Annotated in this window: 25 protein-coding genes; 11 read left to right on the top strand and 14 right to left on the bottom strand. The window is 59.5% G+C overall.

Annotated features, from left to right (window positions below):
• Positions 1-22 precede the first annotated feature (22 nt).
• From AC2FD8_RS02165 to AC2FD8_RS02190, 6 genes are all read left to right on the top strand, one after another.
• Positions 23-586, top strand: a complete 564-nt coding sequence (locus AC2FD8_RS02165) for a helix-turn-helix domain-containing protein (RefSeq protein WP_496853518.1) — start codon at positions 23-25, stop codon at positions 584-586.
• A 100-nt stretch (positions 587-686) separates the two neighbouring features.
• Positions 687-1,874 (top strand): glycine C-acetyltransferase, encoded by a 1,188-nt coding sequence (locus tag AC2FD8_RS02170; RefSeq protein ID WP_496853517.1) that lies wholly within the window; start codon positions 687-689, stop codon positions 1,872-1,874.
• Entirely contained in the window at positions 1,871-2,089 is a 219-nt protein-coding gene (locus AC2FD8_RS02175; protein ID WP_496853516.1) for a hypothetical protein, read from the top strand. The genes AC2FD8_RS02170 and AC2FD8_RS02175 overlap by 4 nt, the downstream gene beginning before the upstream one ends.
• 19 nt (positions 2,090-2,108) lie before the next feature.
• Entirely contained in the window at positions 2,109-3,137 is a 1,029-nt protein-coding gene (tdh, locus tag AC2FD8_RS02180; protein WP_496853998.1) for an L-threonine 3-dehydrogenase, read from the top strand.
• Positions 3,138-3,201: 64 nt separating this feature from the next.
• On the top strand, positions 3,202-4,077 hold the full coding sequence (locus AC2FD8_RS02185) for a tryptophan 2,3-dioxygenase (RefSeq protein WP_496853515.1): 876 nt from the start codon (positions 3,202-3,204) through the stop codon (positions 4,075-4,077).
• A complete protein-coding gene (locus tag AC2FD8_RS02190) occupies positions 4,077-4,904 on the top strand; it encodes an alpha/beta hydrolase (protein WP_496853514.1) in 828 nt (275 codons plus the stop codon). Before AC2FD8_RS02185 ends, AC2FD8_RS02190 begins: the two co-directional genes overlap by 1 nt.
• Positions 4,905-4,974: 70 nt before the next feature.
• Here the strand turns inward: AC2FD8_RS02190 and AC2FD8_RS02195 are convergent, their stop codons facing one another.
• The 7 genes from AC2FD8_RS02195 to pip all read right to left on the bottom strand — a co-directional run bounded on the left by AC2FD8_RS02195 (position 4,975) and on the right by pip (position 13,279).
• The gene (locus AC2FD8_RS02195) at positions 4,975-5,739 is read right to left on the bottom strand and encodes a caspase family protein (RefSeq protein ID WP_496853513.1); all 765 of its coding nucleotides are present in this window, start codon (positions 5,737-5,739) and stop codon (positions 4,975-4,977) included.
• 257 nt (positions 5,740-5,996) lie between these two features.
• Positions 5,997-8,471 carry a translation initiation factor IF-2 gene (gene infB / locus AC2FD8_RS02200; RefSeq protein WP_496853512.1) on the bottom strand — a complete coding sequence of 825 codons (2,475 nt, stop codon included), beginning with the start codon at positions 8,469-8,471 and terminating at the stop codon, positions 5,997-5,999.
• 8 nt (positions 8,472-8,479) lie between these two features.
• Entirely contained in the window at positions 8,480-9,103 is a 624-nt protein-coding gene (locus AC2FD8_RS02205) for an RNA-binding protein (RefSeq protein ID WP_425084209.1), read from the bottom strand.
• 23 nt (positions 9,104-9,126) lie between these two features.
• Positions 9,127-10,737 (bottom strand): transcription termination factor NusA, encoded by a 1,611-nt coding sequence (gene nusA / locus AC2FD8_RS02210; protein WP_496853511.1) that lies wholly within the window; start codon positions 10,735-10,737, stop codon positions 9,127-9,129.
• The gene (gene rimP / locus AC2FD8_RS02215; RefSeq protein ID WP_496853510.1) at positions 10,737-11,327 is read right to left on the bottom strand and encodes a ribosome maturation factor RimP; all 591 of its coding nucleotides are present in this window, start codon (positions 11,325-11,327) and stop codon (positions 10,737-10,739) included. Before rimP ends, nusA begins: the two co-directional genes overlap by 1 nt.
• Before the next feature lie 159 nt (positions 11,328-11,486).
• Positions 11,487-12,305 carry an ABC transporter substrate-binding protein gene (locus AC2FD8_RS02220; RefSeq protein WP_496853509.1) on the bottom strand — a complete coding sequence of 273 codons (819 nt, stop codon included), beginning with the start codon at positions 12,303-12,305 and terminating at the stop codon, positions 11,487-11,489.
• Complete coding sequence (gene pip / locus AC2FD8_RS02225; protein WP_496853508.1) at positions 12,302-13,279, bottom strand: prolyl aminopeptidase; 978 nt, start codon at positions 13,277-13,279, stop codon at positions 12,302-12,304. The genes AC2FD8_RS02220 and pip overlap by 4 nt, the downstream gene beginning before the upstream one ends.
• A 49-nt stretch (positions 13,280-13,328) precedes the next feature.
• On the opposite strand from pip, the gene ubiG reads away from it, so the two are divergent.
• Positions 13,329-14,078: a bifunctional 2-polyprenyl-6-hydroxyphenol methylase/3-demethylubiquinol 3-O-methyltransferase UbiG gene (gene ubiG / locus AC2FD8_RS02230; protein ID WP_496853507.1), complete on the top strand. Its 750-nt coding sequence runs from the start codon at positions 13,329-13,331 to the stop codon at positions 14,076-14,078.
• Between the two features lie 11 nt (positions 14,079-14,089).
• A complete protein-coding gene (locus tag AC2FD8_RS02235) occupies positions 14,090-14,524 on the top strand; it encodes a hypothetical protein (protein WP_496853506.1) in 435 nt (144 codons plus the stop codon).
• Positions 14,525-14,526: 2 nt separating this feature from the next.
• On the opposite strand, the gene AC2FD8_RS02240 is transcribed toward AC2FD8_RS02235, so the two are convergent.
• The 5 genes from AC2FD8_RS02240 to AC2FD8_RS02260 all read right to left on the bottom strand — a co-directional run bounded on the left by AC2FD8_RS02240 (position 14,527) and on the right by AC2FD8_RS02260 (position 17,249).
• On the bottom strand, positions 14,527-14,838 hold the full coding sequence (locus tag AC2FD8_RS02240) for a hypothetical protein (RefSeq protein ID WP_496853505.1): 312 nt from the start codon (positions 14,836-14,838) through the stop codon (positions 14,527-14,529).
• A 125-nt stretch (positions 14,839-14,963) separates the two neighbouring features.
• On the bottom strand, positions 14,964-15,404 hold the full coding sequence (locus AC2FD8_RS02245; RefSeq protein WP_496853504.1) for a MarR family winged helix-turn-helix transcriptional regulator: 441 nt from the start codon (positions 15,402-15,404) through the stop codon (positions 14,964-14,966).
• A gap of 14 nt (positions 15,405-15,418) precedes the next feature.
• Positions 15,419-16,249: a carbon-nitrogen hydrolase family protein gene (locus AC2FD8_RS02250; protein WP_496853503.1), complete on the bottom strand. Its 831-nt coding sequence runs from the start codon at positions 16,247-16,249 to the stop codon at positions 15,419-15,421.
• Positions 16,249-16,506 carry a glutaredoxin 3 gene (grxC, locus tag AC2FD8_RS02255; protein ID WP_170702767.1) on the bottom strand — a complete coding sequence of 86 codons (258 nt, stop codon included), beginning with the start codon at positions 16,504-16,506 and terminating at the stop codon, positions 16,249-16,251. The genes AC2FD8_RS02250 and grxC overlap by 1 nt, the downstream gene beginning before the upstream one ends.
• A 38-nt stretch (positions 16,507-16,544) precedes the next feature.
• Positions 16,545-17,249 (bottom strand): double zinc ribbon domain-containing protein, encoded by a 705-nt coding sequence (locus tag AC2FD8_RS02260; protein ID WP_496853502.1) that lies wholly within the window; start codon positions 17,247-17,249, stop codon positions 16,545-16,547.
• A gap of 40 nt (positions 17,250-17,289) precedes the next feature.
• Between AC2FD8_RS02260 and AC2FD8_RS02265 the strand changes: the two genes are divergently transcribed.
• Together AC2FD8_RS02265 and hemH are read left to right on the top strand one after the other, a co-directional pair.
• Entirely contained in the window at positions 17,290-18,120 is an 831-nt protein-coding gene (locus AC2FD8_RS02265; RefSeq protein WP_496853501.1) for a class I SAM-dependent methyltransferase, read from the top strand.
• 56 nt (positions 18,121-18,176) lie between these two features.
• Positions 18,177-19,226 (top strand): ferrochelatase, encoded by a 1,050-nt coding sequence (gene hemH / locus AC2FD8_RS02270; protein WP_496853500.1) that lies wholly within the window; start codon positions 18,177-18,179, stop codon positions 19,224-19,226.
• A gap of 167 nt (positions 19,227-19,393) precedes the next feature.
• Here hemH and AC2FD8_RS02275 read toward each other — a convergent pair whose 3' ends face one another.
• Positions 19,394-19,576: a hypothetical protein gene (locus AC2FD8_RS02275; RefSeq protein WP_010442520.1), complete on the bottom strand. Its 183-nt coding sequence runs from the start codon at positions 19,574-19,576 to the stop codon at positions 19,394-19,396.
• A 140-nt stretch (positions 19,577-19,716) separates the two neighbouring features.
• Positions 19,717-20,316 carry a L,D-transpeptidase gene (locus AC2FD8_RS02280; RefSeq protein WP_496853996.1) on the bottom strand — a complete coding sequence of 200 codons (600 nt, stop codon included), beginning with the start codon at positions 20,314-20,316 and terminating at the stop codon, positions 19,717-19,719.
• Positions 20,317-20,486: 170 nt separating this feature from the next.
• Here AC2FD8_RS02280 and dalA point away from each other — a divergent pair, with 170 nt between their 5' ends.
• Complete coding sequence (dalA, locus tag AC2FD8_RS02285; protein ID WP_496853499.1) at positions 20,487-21,002, top strand: divisome-associated lipoprotein DalA; 516 nt, start codon at positions 20,487-20,489, stop codon at positions 21,000-21,002.
• Positions 21,003-21,032 lie beyond the last annotated feature (30 nt).

The following is a 21,032-nucleotide window of genomic DNA, read 5'->3' on the forward strand; positions in this document are numbered from 1 at the left end:
TCAAAGCGCATGAGATTCCGTCATGACGGAATATACAGACGATATCCTGACCCTGCTGCCCGCCCGCCTGAAAGAGGCGCGCCGCGCCAAGGGTCTTTCCCTCGAAGCCGTTGCCAATCTCAGCGGCGTGTCCCGCTCGATGGTCAGCCAGATCGAACGGGGAGAAAGCAGCCCGACCATCTCGACCCTGTGGAACCTGACGCGGGCTTTGCAGGTCGATTTCGCGGGACTTCTGGATGAGACCAAGACATCGGACCAGATCGAGGTTCTGCGACAGGCCGAAGTGCCCAGCATCGACAATATGGGCCAGAACTGCCGCATCCGTATCCTGTCCCCGCCAGAAGAGGCCGGAGGGCACGAGGTCTACGACATTCGCTTTGACGAGGGCGGCACGCTGAACAGTCAGCCGCATGCCCGTGGCACACGTGAACAGTTGACGGTTCTGGAAGGCGCGGTGCGTGTCACCTCGGGCACTGCAGTTTCCGAAATGCAAATGGGCGACACCGCTCGATATGCAGCGGATGTGACCCATTCCATTGCTTCGAAAGGCCCCGCACGCGTGTTTCTGATCGTCAAAAACGCCTGATTTCCACCTTCACGGAAATTTTTCCCGTATAGCGTAATTCTCCTATTTGGGAATTTCGTCCGCTATGTTAGACATCCGACTCAGATGAACGGAGATCGCCATGGCTGATGCATTCCTGTCCCATATCACGGACACCCTCGCGCAGATTGAATCCGAAGGTCTGTATAAACGCGAACGCATGATCACTTCGCCTCAGGGCGGTGAGATCACAGTGGGCGACAAGCAGGTCATCAACCTGTGCGCCAACAACTATCTGGGACTGGCCGATCATCCCGCGCTGATTGACGCGGCCAAAGAGGCGATGGGGCCCAAGGGTTTCGGCATGGCCTCGGTCCGGTTTATCTGCGGCACGCAGGACATCCACCGCGAGTTGGAACAGAAACTGGCCGAATTCCTTGGCAAGGATGACGCGATCCTGTTCGCCGCCTGTTTCGACGCGAACGGGGGGCTGTTTGAACCTTTGTTAGGCCCCGAAGACGCCATTATCTCGGACAGTCTGAATCACGCCTCGATCATCGACGGGGTGCGGCTGTGCAAGGCCAAGCGTTATCGCTATCTGAACAACGATATGAACGACCTCGAAGCCTGGTTGAAACAGGCCCGTGAGGACGGGGCGCGGCACATCATGATCGCCACCGACGGCGTGTTCTCTATGGATGGCTATTTGGCCAACCTGCCGAAAATCCGTGAGCTGGCCGACAAATACGACGCCATCGTCATGGTCGATGATTGCCACGCCACAGGCTTCATGGGACCGAATGGCGCGGGCACGCCGGATCATTTCGATGTCGATGTCGACATCCTGACGGGAACCTTGGGAAAAGCACTTGGGGGGGCAATCGGCGGTTACATCGCCGGGCCGCAGCCAGTGATCGACCTGCTGCGGCAGCGGGCGCGGCCCTATCTGTTCTCGAACTCGCTGCCGCCGTCCATCGTTGCTGCGGGCATCGAAGCTATCCGTCTGGCCCAACAAGGCGACATGCTGCGCGCGCAACTGTTCGGCAATGCCAAATACTGGCGGGCCGGGCTGGAGAAGTTGGGTTTTGACCTTTTGCCGGGGGAACACCCGATCATTCCCGTCATGCTGGGCGATGCGACATTGGCGCAAGACATGGCGGCCCGGTTGTTTGACGAAGGCGTCTATGTCTCGGGCTTTTTCTTTCCCGTCGTCCCGCGCGGGCAGGCCCGGATCAGAACCCAGATGAACGCCGCCCTGACACGGCAGGAGCTTGACCAGGCGCTGGCCGCTTTTGAGAAAGTCGGCAAAGAGCTTGGGGTCATCACATGACCTTTGCCTCGGTCATCGACGGCATCGGCAACACCCCTTTGGTGAACTTGTCGCGCATCTGCCGGCAGCTTCAGCTGGACGGTCGCATGCTGGCCAAGCTGGACTATCTTTTGCCCGGTTTCTCGAAAAAGGACGGCCCGAACCCTGGCGGCTGCGTCGCGATTGTCATGTGCAACAGCGGTCTGAAATACCCGCCCACCGATTTATGGGAGTAGTGCAATGCATCCCAATACAATGAAAGCACTGGAAAAATCCGAACCGAAAGAAGGCCTGTGGATGGTACAAGCCCCGGTGCCCGAGATCGGCCCGGATGAGGTCCTGATCCGGATCAACAAGACCGGCATCTGCGGCACCGATATTCATATCTGGAACTGGGATGACTGGGCGTCTGCCACCGTTCCCGTTCCGATGATCACTGGCCATGAATTCGCAGGCAAGATCGTTGAGATCGGTCGCAATGTAACTGGGCTCGAGATCGGACAGCGCTGCTCAGGCGAGGGGCACCTGATCGGGACGGACAGCCGCCAAAGCCGCGCTGGCAAGTTCCACCTCGACCCCGGCACACGCGGGATCGGCGTCAACGAACAAGGCGCGTTTGCGCAATATCTGAAACTGCCAGCCTTCAATGTCGTCCCCCTGCCCGACGATATTCCTGACGAAATCGGAGCCATTCTCGACCCGCTGGGAAACGCCGTTCACACCGCGCTCAGCTTTGATCTGCTGGGCGAGGATGTGTTGATCACGGGTGCAGGACCGATTGGCATCATGGCCGCTGCCGTCGCCCGCCACGCAGGCGCGCGCAATGTGGTCATCACCGACATCAACCCCGACCGCCTGAAACTGGCGGAACATGTGGTGCCAACGGTCCGCGCAGTCGACGTTTCCAAAGAGGACCTGCAGGATGTCATCGCTGAGTTGGGATTGAAGGAAGGTTTCGATGTGGGGCTGGAAATGTCCGGCTCGCAAATCGCACTGGACCAGATGGTCGAGGCGCTGGTGATGGGCGGCAAGATCGCCCTGCTGGGTATTCCGCCCGGGAAATCCCCTGTCGATTGGTCCCGCATCGTGTTCAAGGCCATCACCATCAAGGGCGTCTACGGGCGTGAGATGTTCGAGACCTGGTACAAGATGATCGCCATGCTGCAAAACGGTCTGGATGTCAGCCGCGTGATCACCCATCAGATGAAAGTCGACGATTTTGCCGAAGGGTTTGCCGCCATGAAATCCGGCCAATCCGGCAAGGTGGTACTGGACTGGACCTGACCCTCTGGCGCTGCGCGGGCTGACCCCTTACACATCGGGGAACCTCAGGCGTTTGGAGGAGCAAATGAGCGACGACGACCGATACCTTGAGCGTGGGATCGAAGACTCTCTGGTCACCGATTTCACCGAGACCCATCGCAAAAGCTATGGCGATTTTCTGCAACTCAAGACGCTGCTGAACCTGCAGAAGACGTTTCAGGACCCCGCCCAGCCCGACGAGATGTTGTTCATCATCATCCATCAGGTCAGCGAGCTGTGGCTGAAACTGATGCACCATCAACTGGTCGAGGTGCGCCGCTTCCTGCAGCAGGACGCGTTTGGTCCGGCGATGAAAAACCTCGACCGCATCAAAGCCATTCAACATCAGCTGATCGCGGCCTGGGAAACCCTGCTGACTATGACGCCCGCCGACTACATGACCTTTCGGCAGGCGCTTGGCAGTTCCTCCGGGTTCCAAAGCTATGGCTACCGCCAGATCGAGTTCATTCTGGGCAACAAGGACCCCTCGACCCTGAAGGTTCACGCCCATGATCCCGAAGTGATGGAAATGCTGAACGCGGCCCTCACCAAGCCCTCACTCTATGACGAGGTGCTGCACATGCTGGCCCGTCAGGGCTTTGACGTGCCACAGGACCTGCTGGAGAGGGATTATGCGCAGCCCTACTCCGGCGATCCTCGGGTGGTGAAAATCTGGGTTCAGGTCTTTCGCGAGACCGAAAAACACTGGGAGCTTTATGCGCTGGCAGAGAAGCTGATGGATGTGGAATGCCTGTTCCAACGGTGGCGGTTCGATCACGCGACCGCCGTTGAGCGTGTCATCGGGATGCAGCCGGGAACAGGCGGCTCCAGCGGCGTCGGATTCTTACGCAAAGCATTGGAATTGCGCTTCTTCCACGATCTGTATGATATGCGCACAGAACTGATCTATGCGGAGGATTGATGCTGTATCGCGGGTTTTCACAAGCTGAATTGGAACAGGAGTATTCGCCCAGTTCGATGGTCGGCGGTGATCTGACGCCTTACATTGCCAGCTACGATGCCCTCAGCGCGCAGGCGAGGGACAGCCTGACAGTTCAGGAAAACCTGTCCTATGGGGCAGGCCCCGCTCAGGTTCTGGATTTTTTCCCGGCGGCCAAAGCAGACGCGCCGCTGCATGTGTTTATCCATGGCGGCTATTGGCAGGCCCTCAGCCAGCGCGAGTCCGCCATGATGGCGCCGGCGCTGATCGAGGCAGGGCAGGCTTTTGCGACGCTGAACTACACTCTGGCCCCTGATGCCCGCATCGCTGACATGATCGGAGAGTGCCGCAAGGCGTTGTTGTGGCTGGCGACGCAGGCCGAAACCTTGGGTTTTGATCCCAGCAGGATCACCCTGTCAGGGCACAGTGCCGGGGGCCATCTGGCCAGCATGGTCATGGCGCAATCCGCCAACGCGTTGGCCCGCGCCGGGTTGCGGGTGCGCGACGTAATCCTGATCAGCGGTGTCTACGATCTGGAGCCGATCAGCCTGACCTCGGTCAACGACCCGCTGCAATTGACCCCGGTTGAGGTCAACGACCTGTCCCCCATTCGTCACGTGCCCCGACCCGGACCGCGCTACCACGTGACCGTGGCCGAGAGGGATACGCCGGAGTTCATCCGCCAAAGCCGGGACTACGCCGAACACCTGCGCAAGGCCGGGCATTCCGTCAGCTTCGATCTGAAAAAGGGGATGCAGCATTTCGACATCATCATGCATCCGGGGACGTTCACAGCTTCAAAGCAGTAGGGAACGCCCTATATCGTTTCGAGTTAAACCTGAGACGCTTTAACATTCGCGATGCCGGGTCTGGCCCCTGTCAGTTCACACTCGGGTCCTTGATCCCAATCCGAATATTCAGGGATGACCGGGCCCAAGGGGATTGCACCCCGTCCGTTTCGCCGATCACATCCGTGCGCACCTGATCAAACATCTGCTCTAGGCTCAGACCTCGGGTCCCGATCGCGCGCGCGATGGCTGTTGTGTACGGGCTGTTTGCTCCGGTGCCGTCCAATGCGACATCGCCGGGTCCGGTGGCATAGGCGATCAGGTTGTTGGTGCGGGCCGTCATGCGCGCAAGCCCGTCGCCGACATCCAGAGATCCGTCCGTTTCGCTGTCAAAAGGGTTGTCGCGGCAAGCGTCCAATATCATGACACTGACGGCCTGAGGCGTGTGAATTCGGTCCAAAATCCACTCTGCCGGGACAGCCTGGTCCGCAATATCGGCTTCGGACTGAATGTCTACGCCCAGCGGAAGCAGGTAGTTGAAATCGTCACTGCGCACCCCGTGCCCGGCAAAATAGAACACCGCCAAGGCCTCGGACCCCGCCGCACGCACAGTGCGGGCAAAAGCCTCAACCTCCTGCTCCATCTCTGCGCGGCTTGCATCCATCAGTGTCGTGACCGCAAATCCCGCGCCGCGCAGCTCATCGCTCATCAAGCGCGCGTCATTCACGGGGTTGTCGAGGGCTGGGATACTTGTGTACCCGGCATTCCCGATCACGAGGGCGAACCGCTCATGCGCCAATGCGGGCCCGGCAATCAGGGTGATGACAAAGCAGAGTGCTGTAAAAATACGCGTCAAATCTACCTCCAAATCCTGTCGAACGAGAGAAGCAGGCCTGTTCGTTTGGCCCTTAAGTGCTGCGGGTTCGTTCAATCACGACCAACAGTAAATCAAGACCGGGCCTCGAAAGTCTATATTTAAACTTATGCCATCCTCTGCAGAGTTTGCATGTGACACGGAACACGTTGACCGAAAAAATGAGATGTATCGCGATGTGCCAAAAAAACAGCGGCCCAAGTTGAGCCGCTGTTTTCAAACTTACTTGTGCAACCGGATCAGTCCAGCGTGCGGGTGACCTCTTCGCGCTCGAAGATCTCGATCACGTCGCCTGCGCGGATATCGTCGTAGTTCTCGAACGCCATACCGCATTCCTGACCCGACTGAACCTCGGCCACTTCGTCCTTGAAGCGCTTCAGCGTCTTCAGCGTGCCTTCGTGGATCACCACGTTGTCGCGCAGCAGACGGACGCCTGCGGAACGACGCGCCACGCCTTCGGTGACCAGACAGCCAGCAACCTTGCCAACGCCCGTGACCTTGAAGACTTCGCGGATTTCCGCGTAGCCGATGAACTTTTCGCGGATCTCGGCGCTCAGCAGGCCGGATGCGGCCGCTTTCACGTCATCCACGAGATCATAGATCACCGAGTAATAGCGGATTTCCACCCCCTTCTGGTTCGCCGTGTTACGTGCCGAGGCATTGGCACGGACGTTGAACCCGAAGATCGGCGCGCCTGAGGCTTCGGCCAGACCGACATCCGTTTCGGTGATCGCACCCACGCCCGAGTGCAACACGCGTACGCGCACTTCGTCGTTGCCAATCTTCTCCATCGCCTGAACGATGGCTTCGGCAGAACCCTGCACATCCGCTTTCATCAGAATCGGCAGCTCGGTGACGTTTTCGTCTTCCTTGGCCTTCTGCATCAGCTGCTCAAGTGTGGTCGCAGCACCGGCGGCGGCGCGTTTGTCCTTGGCGGCTTGCTCACGATAGGCAGCAATCTCACGTGCCTGCGCTTCGGTCTCGGTGACGTTCAGAACGTCACCGGCCTCGGGCGTGCCGTTGAGACCCAGAACCTCGACCGGAACCGAGGGGCCGGCTTCCTTCACGCGGTCGCCCTTGTCGTTGATCAGCGCGCGGACCTTACCGTATTGCTCACCCACAACAAAGATATCGCCTTGGCGCAGCGTGCCGTTCTGAACCAGAACAGTGGCAACAGGGCCGCGGCCCACATCCAGCTGCGCCTCGATCACGGCGCCTTGTGCGGCGCGATTGGGGTTGGCTTTCAGTTCCAGAATTTCGGACTGCAGCGCGATTGCCTCAAGCAGCTCGTCCAGACCTTGACCAGTGATGGCCGAAACCTCAACATCCTGAACCTCACCCGACATCTTTTCGACGATGACTTCGTGTTGCAGCAGGTCGGTCCGCACCTTGTCCGGGTTGGCATCAGGCTTGTCGATCTTGTTGATCGCGACGATCATCGGGACTTCGGCCGCCTTGGCGTGGTTGATTGCCTCGATGGTCTGCGGCATCACCGCGTCGTCGGCAGCAACCACCAGAACCACGATATCCGTGACCTGAGCACCGCGCGAACGCATCGACGTAAAGGCCGCGTGGCCCGGTGTATCCAGGAAAGACAGCGTCACGCCATCGTCGGTTTTCACCTGATAGGCGCCGATATGCTGGGTGATGCCCCCGGCCTCACCGGCCACAACGCGGGCATCGCGGATCGCGTCCAGCAAGGATGTCTTACCGTGGTCTACGTGACCCATGATGGTGATGACCGGCGGACGCGGCTGCAGGTCATTGTCGTCGTCTTCGACCTCTTTGATAACGTCCTCGACATCCGAATCGGATACGCGGGTCACCTTGTGGCCAAATTCTTCGATGATCAGTTCAGCCGTGTCGGCGTCGATGGTCTGGTTCTGAGTGACCATCATGCCCATGTTCATCAGCGACTTGACCACATCAGCCACACGCTCGGCCATGCGGTTGGCCAGTTCCGAGACCATGATCGCCTCGGGCAACTGGACGTCGCGGATCACCTTTTCGCGTTCGACCGAACCACCCATGGCTTTCTGGCGCGCACGCTCTTGCTTACGCTTCATCGCAGCCATCGAGCGTTGGCGGTTGCCTTCGCCACCGGTGGCCTGACCCAGGGTCAGCTTACCCGAACGGCGGTTGTCGTCACGGCCTTTGCCACGACCACGCTGTTCACGCTCACGATCTTGCTTGCGCGGAGCAGCCGCAGGCGCAGGCTTGCTGGCCGGGCTACGGGCCGCTTTGGGCTCTTCTGGTGCCGGGGCGGCAGCAGCGCGTTTGGCAGCTTCTTCTGCCTCTTTACGCTTGCGCTCTTCCTCTTCGGCCTTGGCGCGGGCTTTCTCTTCGGCCTCACGCTGTTCGCGTTCTTTGGCCTCTTGTTCGGCACGGCGACGGGCGCGTTCTTCTTCACGCGCCTTTTCAGCTGCCTCACGAGCGGCGGCCTCTTCGACCTCGCGCGCCTTGGCGGCCTGCAATGCCTTCATCCGGCGGGCCATTTCCGCGTCGGAGATCCCGGCAGGACGGCGCGACGGATCACCCGAGGGCGTTGCTCCGCCACCCGGCTTGCCAGCGCCCGGCTTGGGAACCACCACGCGCTTGCGTTTGGTTTCCACCACGACATTCTTGGTGCGTCCGTGGCTGAAACTCTGTTTCACATTTCCGGGGCGTGCCCCGCCACGAAGACCCAATGTCTTTTTGCCGTCATTATCGCTCATAAAGCTTCTTACCCTTCCGCGCGGCCCCTGCCGCCGTCATCCGTTTCGCGCAAGCCACGCAGGCGCTGCGCTTCCTCTACAACACGTTTGGCGAGTCCGCCAGAGGCCAGCGCCGCATGAATCACGGTTTGGCGCCCAAATGCCGCCCCTAACTCGTCTGCCGTGAGCCATCCGATGTATTTTCCGAAGTGCGGCGTGCTGAGTTTCGACTTGCCGCGCCCCGATCCATCACTGGCCTGAATCAGTACCTGAGCCTCTTCCCGGTCCAGCCACGTCTTGACCTTTTCGTATCCGGCGACCGCATCGCCGGACTTGCGCGCCAGGCTGAGAAGCTCAACCACACGGCGCGCGACTTGTTTTTCGACCTCATCGGCCAGGTCCGCTTGGGCCGAGACCTGCGCCTTGAACCCGCGCGAGAACAGCTTTTTGCTGACCGCCTTGTCCAGGGCCGCACGATCTGCCGCCACATAGACCCCACGCCCCGGCAATTTCGCCGCGACATCGGGATAGACCTGACCATCCGGCCCCGTCACAAAGCGGATCAGCCCATATTTGGGCTGAACCTCGCCCGTGGCGATGCACTTGCGCTCAGGTCCGTCAGACCGATCCTTATGGACGCCACCGCGACCCATCTCAGCCACCCGAGGCCCTGAGATCAGGCCTCGGCCTCCTCTTCGGCTTCAACGTCTTCTTCTGCCTGCTCCAGCTCGGCCGGATCAACCCAGCCCAACATGATACGAGCCGTCATGACCAGATCCTGCGCCTCTTCCAGCGATACGCCGAAGGGCTCAAGCACACCGTCATCCTTGATACGCTCACCATCGACCGTGGTCCAGCCGCCGGCCAGTTCCCAGTCGGCACAGGTTGCGAAGTCTTCGAGCGTCTTCACATCATCCTTGGCCAGCGCTTCTACCATCTGGGGTGTCAGGCCTTCGAATTCAATAAGGCTGTCCTCGGCACCCAGAGCGCGCGCGGCATCCAATGCGGCCTTGGCCTGTGCCTCAAGGAAATCACGGGCACGTGCCTGCAGTTCCTGCGCGGTGCCTTCGTCGACGCCGTCGATGACCAGCAGTTCGTCCAGCTCAACATAGGCAACCTCTTCGAGGTTGGTGAAGCCTTCGGAAACGAGAAGCTGCGCAAAGAACTCGTCCAGATCCAGGCTGTCCATGAACAGCTGGGTGCGGGCTTCGAATTCTTTCTGACGGCGCGCCGATTCCTCGGCCTCGGTCATGATGTCGATGTCCAGGTTGGTCAGCTGGCTGGCCAGACGCACGTTCTGACCACGACGGCCAATTGCGAGCGACAGCTGTTCTTCAGGAACAACAACTTCGATCTTGCCAGCTTCTTCGTCCAGAACCACCTTGGAAACCTCGGCAGGCTGCAGAGCGTTCACCAGGAAAGTCGGCTGATCTTCGTTCCACGGGATGATGTCGATCTTTTCGCCCTGCAGTTCGTTCACAACGGCCTGCACGCGGCTGCCGCGCATACCGACGCAGGCACCCACAGGGTCAATCGAGCCGTCATACGAGATCACGGCAATCTTTGCGCGCGAGCCGGGGTCACGGGCCACGGCCTTGACCTCGATGATGCCATCATAGATTTCCGGCACTTCCATCTTGAACAGCTCGGCCATGAATTCCGGCGCGGTGCGCGACAGGAAGATCTGGTGGCCACGAACCTCACGGCGGACTTCCTTGATATAGGCACGCACACGGTCATTCGGGCGATAGCTTTCGCGACCGATCTTGTCGTTGCGGCGCAGAACGGCCTCGGCACCGCCCAGATCGACGATGACATTGCCAAATTCTTCGCGTTTAACGGCGCCGTTGATGATGGTGCCTGCACGATCCTTGAAGTCTTCGTACTGACGATCCCGCTCGGCTTCGCGGACCTTTTGCAGGATCACCTGCTTGGCGGATTGTGCCGCGATACGGCCCATTTCAACCGGGGGCACTTCTTCAACAAAGACCTGACCAACCTCGGGGGCTTCCATGTACTGCTTGGCCTGTTCGACGGTCATCTCGGCCTGATAGTTTTCAAGCTCTTCATCCTCGACCACGGTACGGACGCGGGTGAAGGTCGCCTTGCCGGTCTTGCGGTCGATGCTGACGCGAATATCCATCTCGGCGCCGTAGCGGCTTTTGGCTGCACGGGCGAGCGATTCTTCCATCGCTTCGACAACCAGACCCGGGTCGATCATCTTTTCGCGGGCCACGGCCTCGGCGGTCTGCAGCAGCTCCAGCTGGTTGGCTGAGGTGATTGCCATCAGTTCGTCTCCTCTTCGGACCCTTCGGTCTCAATCTCGTCGAAAGCGTTTTCGTTCAGGGCACCGGCGTCTTTGCGCTGGCGCAGCATTTCCTTGATCAGGTCATCGGTCAGGACCAGCTTGGCATCGCTCAGCCAGTCGAATTGCAGACCTATGGTGATCGTCTCGGACCCCTCGGGGATGTTGATCAGAACCTCATCCCCTTCGATCCCGGCCAGCTCACCCTTAAAGCGGCGGCGGCCGTCGATCAGTTCCGCGGTTTCGATCTTGGCCTCATACCCTTCGAAATTCTCAAAATCCTTGAGACGGGTCAGAGGGCGGTCGATACCTGGGCTGGATACTTCCAGCGTATAGGCATCAAGGATCGGGTCCTCGACATCCAGCGTGGCGCTGACGGCGTTCGAGATTTCGGCGCAATCATCCACTTCGATACCGCCATCGGGCTTATCAGCCATGATCTGCATCGTGGTGGTCTTGCCGCTCATCAAACGGATGCGGACGAGTTCATACCCCAGATCCTCGATCACGGGGGTAATGATCTCGGCCAGTCGCCGGTCAATGGCTGCTTTGGCTATCAGGTCGTTTGTCATCAGGTACTCTACCCTGTCATCGGGCACAAAAAAACGGGCGCGCGGCCCGTCGAATTTTCCGGTGGAGCCTTGGACCAGAAGTCCAACGCGCCGCTGTTGCAACTGCATATACGCAGGAGTTCCCGAGTCTGCAACCCCCGGCGCGATTCGTGATCGGATTTAAGCCAACCACCACCGTTCGGCGATGCGGCCATCGTCAAGCGTGGCTTTGCCGATCTGCCTCGGCATCCCGACCTGAGCCGCCACGGCCAGCGCCATATCCGATTCGCTAGGGTAATAGCGCAGCCCCCGCTGGGATTTCAGATCGTCCGCTTCGGGAAGGGCGGCAATGTCCACATACCCGTCGCGCAAAGCTTCGGCCCGAACACGCGCGTCAGGGATCACGATGATTTCCACTGTATCGGCCCAACCGGCCTGACCGTCCTTGTAATGACCCGAGACTCTGCGACCCAGGAAATGACGCCCATCTTCGGCCCGCTCGACGCGGTAGCATCCGGTCCCGTTGGCCGCGTGCAAAGGCGTCACCGCCTGCCCATCGCGGGTTACGACAAAGCGGCTATCAGCCAGCAGAAAGGGAAGGCCGGGATTGGCCTCGGCCAGTTCCAGTCGCACGTGATCGGCAGCCAGGGCCTCGGCCTGACCAAGTTCGGCCAGCACGGCCACAACATCATCGGCCCGCAGCGCCGTTCCATCGTGGAACGAGACGTCTTGGCGCAGATCAAATCGCCAGATGCGCGCATTGTCTTCGGTCTGCCACCCTGCCGCCAACTCTCCGCGCAACGTGCCGTCCGGCGCGATCTCGGTCAGGGTGTCGAACACGGCCCCACGGGCCAACTGTTCCAGACTGTCATCGCGCGGAACTGCCAGCCGCAGCGCGCCACCTTTCTTCGGAGTATCGGCCAAAGACGCCCCCGTGGCCGCCAGCAACGCAGCAGCGGCACCCGAGGCAAACAGGGCACGGCGGTCCATCCGGGTCATACGACCCCCTCGGCCACGCGGTCCATGATGCGGACCAGCTCGGCACTTATTCCGGGTTCCGACAGGGCGTGGCCTGCGTTGCGAACCATCTTCAGATCGGCATTGGGCCAGCGTTCGGCCAGTGACCACGCCGCCTGAGGCGGGCAGATCATGTCATAGCGACCCTGAACGATATGTCCGGGGATATGCGCGATGCGATCCATCTGATCCAGAATCTGCCCATCCTTCTGCAGGAAGGCATTGTTGGTGAAATAGTGATTCTCAAGCCGCGCAAAGGCCCGCGCGTATTCACCGGGGCTTTCGCCCGTCGATCCGTTCGAATGGATCGACGCCAGAGCGTTCTCCCACGCGGACCAGGCGCGCCCGTACAGAACCTCGGTTGCCCGGTCGCCCGAGAACAGGCGTTTGTTGTAGGCTGCAATCGTGTCCGACAGTTCTTCCTCGGACAGCAGGGCGGTGAATTTTGCCCACTGTTCGGGCCAGAATTTACCCGCGCCGCCGCCGTAGAACCAATTCAGCTCGGCCTGCGTGGCAAGAAACACCCCGCGCAGAACCAGACGGCTGACCCGATCCGGATGCGCCTGCGCGTAGATCAAGGCCAGAGTCGCCCCCCAGCTGCCGCCAAACACCGTCCATTCGTCGATATCCAGCAACGTCCGCAGCCGCTCGATGTCTTCAACCAGATGCCATGTCGTGTTGTCCTCGACCGAGGCATGAGGCCGCGATTTCCCGCATCCGCGCTGATCGAACAGAATCACCCGGTAATGACGTGGATCAAAGTACCGCCGCATCGCAGGGCTGCAGCCGCCGCCCGGCCCACCATGCAGCACAACCACCGGCACCCCGTCGGGATTGCCGCTTTGCTCCATATAAATCTGGTGCCCATCGCCCACACTGACCAACCGCTGATCAAAAGGATCGATCGGCGGGTAGAGATATTGCACTGCGCGCTTTTGGTCCGGGTACTTGTCCATTATGGCCCTATATAGTCCTTAAGACGTAAAAGAGCATACGGAGACAGGAATGCAAGCGCATCCGAACACGGTCGACCCATCCGAGATCGCTAAATTCGAGGCGATGGCAGCGGAATGGTGGGACCCTCATGGGAAATTCAAACCTCTGCACATGCTGAATCCGTGTCGTCTGGACTATATCACACAGCAGATTGCGGGTGAGTTTGACCGCGACCTGACCGCACCTGTGCCGTTTGAGGGCCTGCGCCTGCTGGATATCGGTTGTGGTGGCGGGTTGCTGAGCGAACCCATGGCCCGCCTCGGCGCCGAGGTCGTGGGGGCCGACGCCGCTGCGGGCAACCTGCCCGTCGCCCGAATCCATGCCGAGCAGTCCGGGTTGCAGATCGATTACCGTCACACCACCGCCGAAGACATGGCCGCCGCGGGCGAGCAGTTCGACGTGGTGCTGAACATGGAAGTGGTGGAACACGTGGCCGACCCTCTGGGGTTCCTGACCGCCTCGCAGCACTTGCTGAAACCGGGCGGATTGCTGATCTGCTCGACCATCAACCGCAACCCGAAATCTTATGCGATGGCCATCTTCGGGGCCGAGGTCGTCATGCGCTGGCTGCCGCGCGGCACACATGAGTGGAACAAGTTCATCACCCCAGATGAGCTGTTTGACCTGCTGCGTCAGGCTGCGCTGGAGCCGGTGGACCGCAAGGGGTTCGTCTTCAACCCGATCCTGTGGAGATGGTCGATCTCGGACCGGGATCTGAGCGTGAATTATGTGACGGCGAGTGTGAAGGCGGGGTCGTAGGAAGATATCGTATGACGATTGGCCGTTTCTTTAAGTTCATTGCACTTGCAGCATTGGCAATCGTTATCTCAGCTTCTGTTTATAGAGGCAAAACGCGGGCCAAGGGATATTGCATCGAGACAGGTCAAAGACTTTCAGATAAGGAAAGTCTGGCGCTCGCAAGAACTTATGCAATGCAAAGTAACCCTTTGCGAAAGGATCCTGACTACCGCGACGCCGCCTTTTTAGTTCGGCTGGTCTCACATTCCGAAGTTCGGGATGAAGAAAAAGTCCCTTCTTGGGTAAAACGTTCCGGCGGATTTCGAGCGTACGCACTTGTCAACTATGATCACGCAGGACTCGAAAAACACGACCTACAGCTGCTGAAAAAAGGGACAATATTGTATGTTTCCAACTGCGGCGCCGTAAGAAGCAATGTTCGAGAGTTCAAATGGAAGCTGTTGTAATCTCAGTCTTGGAATTGAGATACGAGCGATCTGGGGTTCTTCGCGCAGAACTGAAATATCTGACGACCGCTCTCTTTGACACTGATGTTTCTACCTTTTGCGAAGCCCTGCATGTAGGTGTAAAAAACCATAGACTTTATTTGATCTTCCGCACTGGTTTCCTTGACCTTACCTTGTCTGGCGCGATCAATCATTTCTTCGCATGTTTCCTGATTCAGAAACTCACCAGCAAACTGTTCAATCTGGTTCAGACTAACCATTTCCTCAGCAAATGCAGGATTGGCTAGAAAAATCAAGACAAGCAATTTCTTCAATTTCTGACCTCATTCTCTGCCATGAGCAGTACCAAGTTTTCGATTTGAGAAATGAATTCGCACACACAAATTTGGCGATGCCATACGCATGGATTTTGCACGCTTGCGACAGGCCAACGCGCGCCCTACTCCCCCTCAAGCTGCAACCGCAAATCCCGAAGCACGGGCAGAGTGCTGCGGACGCGCTCCAACCCCAGCTCTCCAACGACTCGGTTGATCAGCGGGGCGATGGACGAAATCGCCTGATCGCGCGCGCGGCGACCGGCTGGGCTGATCGCGACCATCTTGCGGCGGGCGTCGTCCCAGTCAGGGCGGATGTGGATGTATCCGGCCCATTCCAGCTTGGCCAAAGTGTTGGTCATCGCCCCTCGGGTCACGTGAAAAGTGCTGGCCAGTTGCGCAGGCGACCGCTCGCCACCGGCATAGGCCAGATGGTTCAGAACCGAGAAATGCGAGATTTCCATGCCCTTGGGCAGCACCCGGCTCAGCCGGTTGCGCAATAGTTGGTCGGCGGTCAGGATCTCGCTGAACAGCGTGACCGCAAGGGCATTGGTGTCGTCTGTCATGGTCCGGTTCTGGTTCAGGGGCCGTCAAAAGCCCGCACATGCGTCAATGAGGGCACGCGACGGCGCGCCTCGGACACAGAACTATCATTCAATTCGAAAAAGTGAATGCCCGGATTGGTCCCTGCGTCGATCAGAACCTCTCCCCACGGGGCGACGACCATGCTGTGACCATGGGTGTGGCGGGTTTTGCCCCGCGTTTTGGGATGCGCACCGGTTTGCGCAGGGGCCAGAACCCAGCAGCCGGTCTCAATCGCGCGGGCGCGCAGCAGCGATTCCCAATGCGCGGCCCCGGTGACGGGCGAAAACGCCGCCGGAACCGTCAGAATCCGCGCCCCGGCCTGCGCCAGAGCGGCATGCAGATGCGGAAAGCGGATGTCATAGCAGATCGTCAGCCCGACCTTGCCGAAATCCGTCTCGGCGATGACGGCCTTGGCGCCGGGGCGGTAATTGGCCGATTCGCGGAAGGTTTCGGTCTCGGTCACCTGCACATCGAACATGTGGATCTTGTCATAGCGCGCCACGATCTGCCCCTTGGGGTCAATCATGAAACACCGATTGGCAAACCGGCCATCCGCATCATGGGTCTTGATCCCCAGTGATCCGATCAGCAGCCACACACCCAACTCGGCGGCCTGCGCGCGCAGACCGGCCAGAGTGGTGTCGTCTTCCTCATGCTGCAACACCTCGCGCTGCCGCGTGGTGCTGTTGGACACGCAATTCGTGACCTCGGGGGTCAGGATGAACTGCGCGCCCTGCTCGGCGGCCTCGGCCATCATGGCGCGCACCATTTGCAGGTTCGCGGCCGGATCGTCCGACGAGGTGATTTGCAGCAGAGCGGTTTTCATCACGCCGCCAGAAGGCGATCCAGCTTGCCCTGACGGTCCAGCTCATACAACTCATCGCACCCGCCCACGTGATCGGGGCCGATGAAGATCTGAGGCACGGTGCGTTTGCCACCGGCACGCTTGATCATCTCGGGCTTGCGCTTGGGGTGCAGCAAGACGTCGATTTCCTTGAACTCGACCCCTTTTTGCTTCAGCAGGCGCTTGGCCGCGTGGCAGAAGCCGCACAGAGGCGATGTGTAGATTTCAACAGGTTTCATAAATCCGTCCCTTCGGGTTTCACACGATCTTGTGCGAATTAGGCATCCTTGGCAACGCGCGCCAGCACCAACACGAAAATATGATTTGCCCCGGCGGCAAGGCATGCCCGCGTACAGGCCGCCAGTGTGGCGCCTGAAGTCATCACGTCATCCACCAGCAGGATATCGCGCCCTTTGGCGCGCTGACGCCGCTTGGGATGCGGCGCAATGACCCCATCCAGTGCCTCGGCGCGTTGGGCGGCTGTTTTGCCGTCCAGAACCGGCGTGCGCGCCGTTCGCACCAGCAGGTCCGGGCAGACCTCCAACCCCGTCTCGCGCCCCAGATGCTGCGCCAGAAGCGCCGATTGGTTGTACCGCCGTTTCACCAAACGAGACCAGTGCAACGGAACCGGAGCGATCAACATGTCAGGCTTCAGAACCTCTCGGCCTGCCTGCGCCATCCAGCGCGCGGCGGGTTTGGCCAGCTCGGGGCGGTCGCCATGTTTCAACGCGAGGATCAAGGATTTCGCCCGCCCTTTATACAGCAGTGCCGCGCGCCCGTCTTTCCAGGGGCGAGGTGTTTTTCGGCAATCGTCACAGTCGATCCGAAAGCCGTCGCTTTCGCCGGGGACGGGCATGCCGCAACTGTCGCAGACCGTTCCGCCGATGAACGGCGTGTCCCGCCAACATGTGGCACATAGGCCAAAGTCGGATTCGGTCAGCTCTCCGCAGTTCAGGCATCGCGGGGGATAGATCAGGTGCAACGCGGTTTGAACTTTGGGCCAAATGCGATACCTGCGGGGTATGAAAATGCCTGCGTCCAATGCACCCTCTCTGTTCGACCGAGCCACCCTGCGCCACCGCCGCGCGCGGGTTCGGGATGAGGCCCTGTTCCTGCACCGCGCCGCTGTGGACGAAGTGCAGGATCGGCTGAGCATGGTTAACAGAACCTTTACGGCACCCGCGATTGTGACCCCTTTTGTGCATATCTGGCAGGATGCCCTGCCCGGCGCGACACTTGTGGCGGATCAGGAAACGCTCGAGCTTACGCCCGGCGCACATGATCTGGTTGTTCACGCGATGGCCCTGCACTGGGCCAATGACCCGGTCGGCCAGCTGATCCAATGTCACCGGGCCTTGCGCCCGGACGGGTTGCTTCTGATCGTCTGCCTTGGCGGAGAAACCCTGCACCAGTTGCGCGCTGCCCTCGGACAGGCCGAGGTCGAAGTGACCGGCGGGCTCAGCCCCCGAATCGCCCCGATGGGAGAGCTGCGGGATCTGGGCGCTCTGCTGCAACGCGCCGGGCTGGCGCTGCCGGTGGCGGATGCGGTGCCTTTGACGGCGGAGTATCGCGACCTGACCCACCTAATGCAGGACCTGCGCGCGATGGGCGAGACAAACGTTTTGACCAACCGATTGAAAACCGCGACCCGACGCAAAGTGTTCGAACGCGCGCAGAGCATCTACGCAGAACACTTCGCAACGCCTCAAGGCCGCCTGCCCGCAACGTTCGAGATGATCTGCCTGACCGGCTGGTCGCCCGACGACAGCCAACCCAAACCGCTGCGCCCCGGATCCGCACGGATGCGCCTTGCCGAAGCCCTTGGCACCGACGAGGGCAAACTGTCTGATTGACGACCGGACATTTCCCCTTATCTCAGGCCAGACCCAGAAAATGCAGGAAGACCCAAATGTTTGACGCCACACGCCCCGTGCATGCACCAGCCGACCACCCCAAGGTTAAAATGGGGCGCGTGGGCATCCTGCTGGCCAACCTGGGCACGCCCGACCACTACAGCTATTGGCCGATGCGCCGCTATCTGAACGAGTTCCTCTCGGACCGCCGTGTGATCGACTATCCGGCGTGGAAATGGCAGCCGATTCTGCAGGCGATCATCCTGACCAAGCGCCCCTTCAGCTCGGGCGAGGCGTACAAATCGATCTGGAATCACGACAAGGGTGAAAGCCCGCTGATGACGATCACCAAGGACCAGACCGCCAAGCTGCGCGATGCGATGCAGGCCCGCTATGGCGATCAGGTGATGGTCGATTTCTGCATGCGCTATGGCAATCCGTCGACCAAATCCAAGGTCCGGAATATGGTGGCGGAAGGCTGCGACCGCATCCTGTTCTTCCCGCTCTACCCGCACTATGCCGGTGCCACGACGGCAACCGCCAATGACCAGTTCTTCCGTTGCCTAATGGAGGAACCGTGGCAACCTGCAAGCCGTACGGTGCCCGCCTATTACGACGAACCCGCCTATATCGAAGCGTTGGCCCAATCCGTCGAGCGCGCCTATGCCAAGATGGACACCAAGCCGGATGTGCTGGTCTGTTCCTATCACGGGATGCCGGAACGCTATCTGCAACAGGGCGATCCCTATCACTGCCAATGCGTCAAGACCTCTCGGCTGCTTAAAGAGCGGCTCGGCTGGTCGGACGATCAGCTTGTTTCAACCTTCCAGTCACGCTTTGGCCCGGAAGAGTGGTTGAAGCCCTATACGGTCGACCACGTCGCTGATCTGGCAAAACAGGGCAAAAAGAACATCGCGGTGATTGCACCGGCCTTCTCGGCCGATTGCATCGAAACGCTGGAAGAGATCAACGAAGAGATCAAGGAAAGCTTTGAAGAGGCTGGCGGTGAACACTTCACCTATATCCCCTGCCTCAATGACGATGATTCGCATATCGCCGCTTTGGGCAAGATCATCGAAGACAACCTGAACGGCTGGCTGGGCTAGATCGCTTTGCGTTTGATTTGAATCGTTTTTCGCGTTCGATCAACGGGAGAGGCACCGAATAAGCGATTCAGCACAAACTCGAAACGCTATAGCCAGCCCCGACAGCTGGGCATGAAAAAAGGCGGTGGAAAGCTCCACCGCCTTTTCTCTGGATAATGCTCGTCGAATTAGCTTGCTGCAACAGCTGCGGCAACAACAACCAACAGGATCAGCGGCAGGATGATGCCCTGCGACGAACCTTGGGTTTCTTCAACAACAACAGGTGCCTCAACTACCGGCTCTTCCAGGTTACCGGCATAAGCGGTCGAAGCAGCAGCGGTCAGTGCAGCGGCGAGAACGAGTTTTTTCATATTAACCTCCAGAATCTGCACGGCTCCATTCCTCGGAACCGCACATCTAAGACTTACCTCGTAATATTTTTCTAATCAGCAAAGCGGTTGGAATGCAATTACAACTTGCCGATAAAACGAGTTGGCGTGCGAAAATGTCGTCAAATTAGCAACACTTGCGTGCCGACCTTGGCCATTGCGAACAGCTCGGCGATATCTTCGTTGAACAGGCCGATGCAGCCATTCGACGATTTTCGCCCAATCTTGCGCGTGTCATGGGTGCCGTGGATACGGTAATATTTCCACCCCAAGTACAAAGCGTGCGTTCCCAGCGGGTTATCGGGGCCGGGCGGGATGTAGTCGGGCCATTCGGGGTTTCGTTTCTTCATCGACGGTGTCGGAGACCAGCTTGGCCCCTCGACCTTGCGAATGACGCTGGTGCGCCCGCGACGGGTCATTTCCTCGGTCAACGGAACCGAAGAGGGGTAGAGTTTGTATAGAGATTGATCATCTGACCAATAATGCAGCGCTCGTGACGTGGTATCGACCAGAATGGCCCCGTTTCTGGTGTTCGAGAAATAGGGCTGCCAGTCCAGCGCCCGAAAGCCCGAGACATTGCGCCGAACAGGGGCTTCGGGTTCAGGTGCCGGGCGCAGCGGGTCGCCCGGAATGTATTGCGCGATGGCAGGCGAGGCCAGCATAGCCGTTGCGCCGGCCAGAAATCCCCGGCGGGACGAAAGAGGAATGTGCTTCTTGACCATGACAAAACGGTCCTTCGTTATGGTGAAATGGAAAATTTGTCCCATTTTATTGCCAGAATGCTTCAGTCGCAAACCAAACCGGCAGAATCATGCAGGCTGTGGTCATTGTGCGTTTGCTCAAGACAGCCTAGCGCGTTATGCCCGGTAGCGACACAATAATCAGGTCGACCATGACGCGTATCTTTTCTTTTCTGTTGATTTGCCTTGTCGCCTTGGCGGCATGTACCGACACGAGCACCACGGCATTGGGTGCCGATGGTCGCCCTTTGCCCAAAGCTTACAAAATTCGCGGCAACCCCGAGAAGCTGCAGTTCCGCATGCTCGATTCGGTGAACGCGCTGCGGCAGGCGCAGGGTTTGCAGTCCGTTCAGCTGAACGCTCAGTTGAACGCAGCAGCCGCTACGCATTCCAAGGACATGGCCCGGCAGAATCGCCCCTGGCACTTTGGATCGGATGGCTCATCCCCGATCGACCGGGCAGCGCGCGTGGGCTATTTCGGGACATTCCTGGGCGAGGCGATCTCGGAAACCTATGAGACGGAAACCGAGACTCTGGCCGCCTGGATGCAGGAACCCGGCCCCCGGTCGGTGATCATGGACCCAAAGGCCACCCAGATGGGCTTTGCCTGGCATCAGGAAAACGGCGGCAAGATCTGGTGGACGCTGGAAATGGGAACCGGCGGCTGACGACAGGCCCGACCCCAGAAACAAAAAAGC

The sequence above is a fragment of the Ruegeria sp. YTSC192 genome, assembly GCF_059609705.1.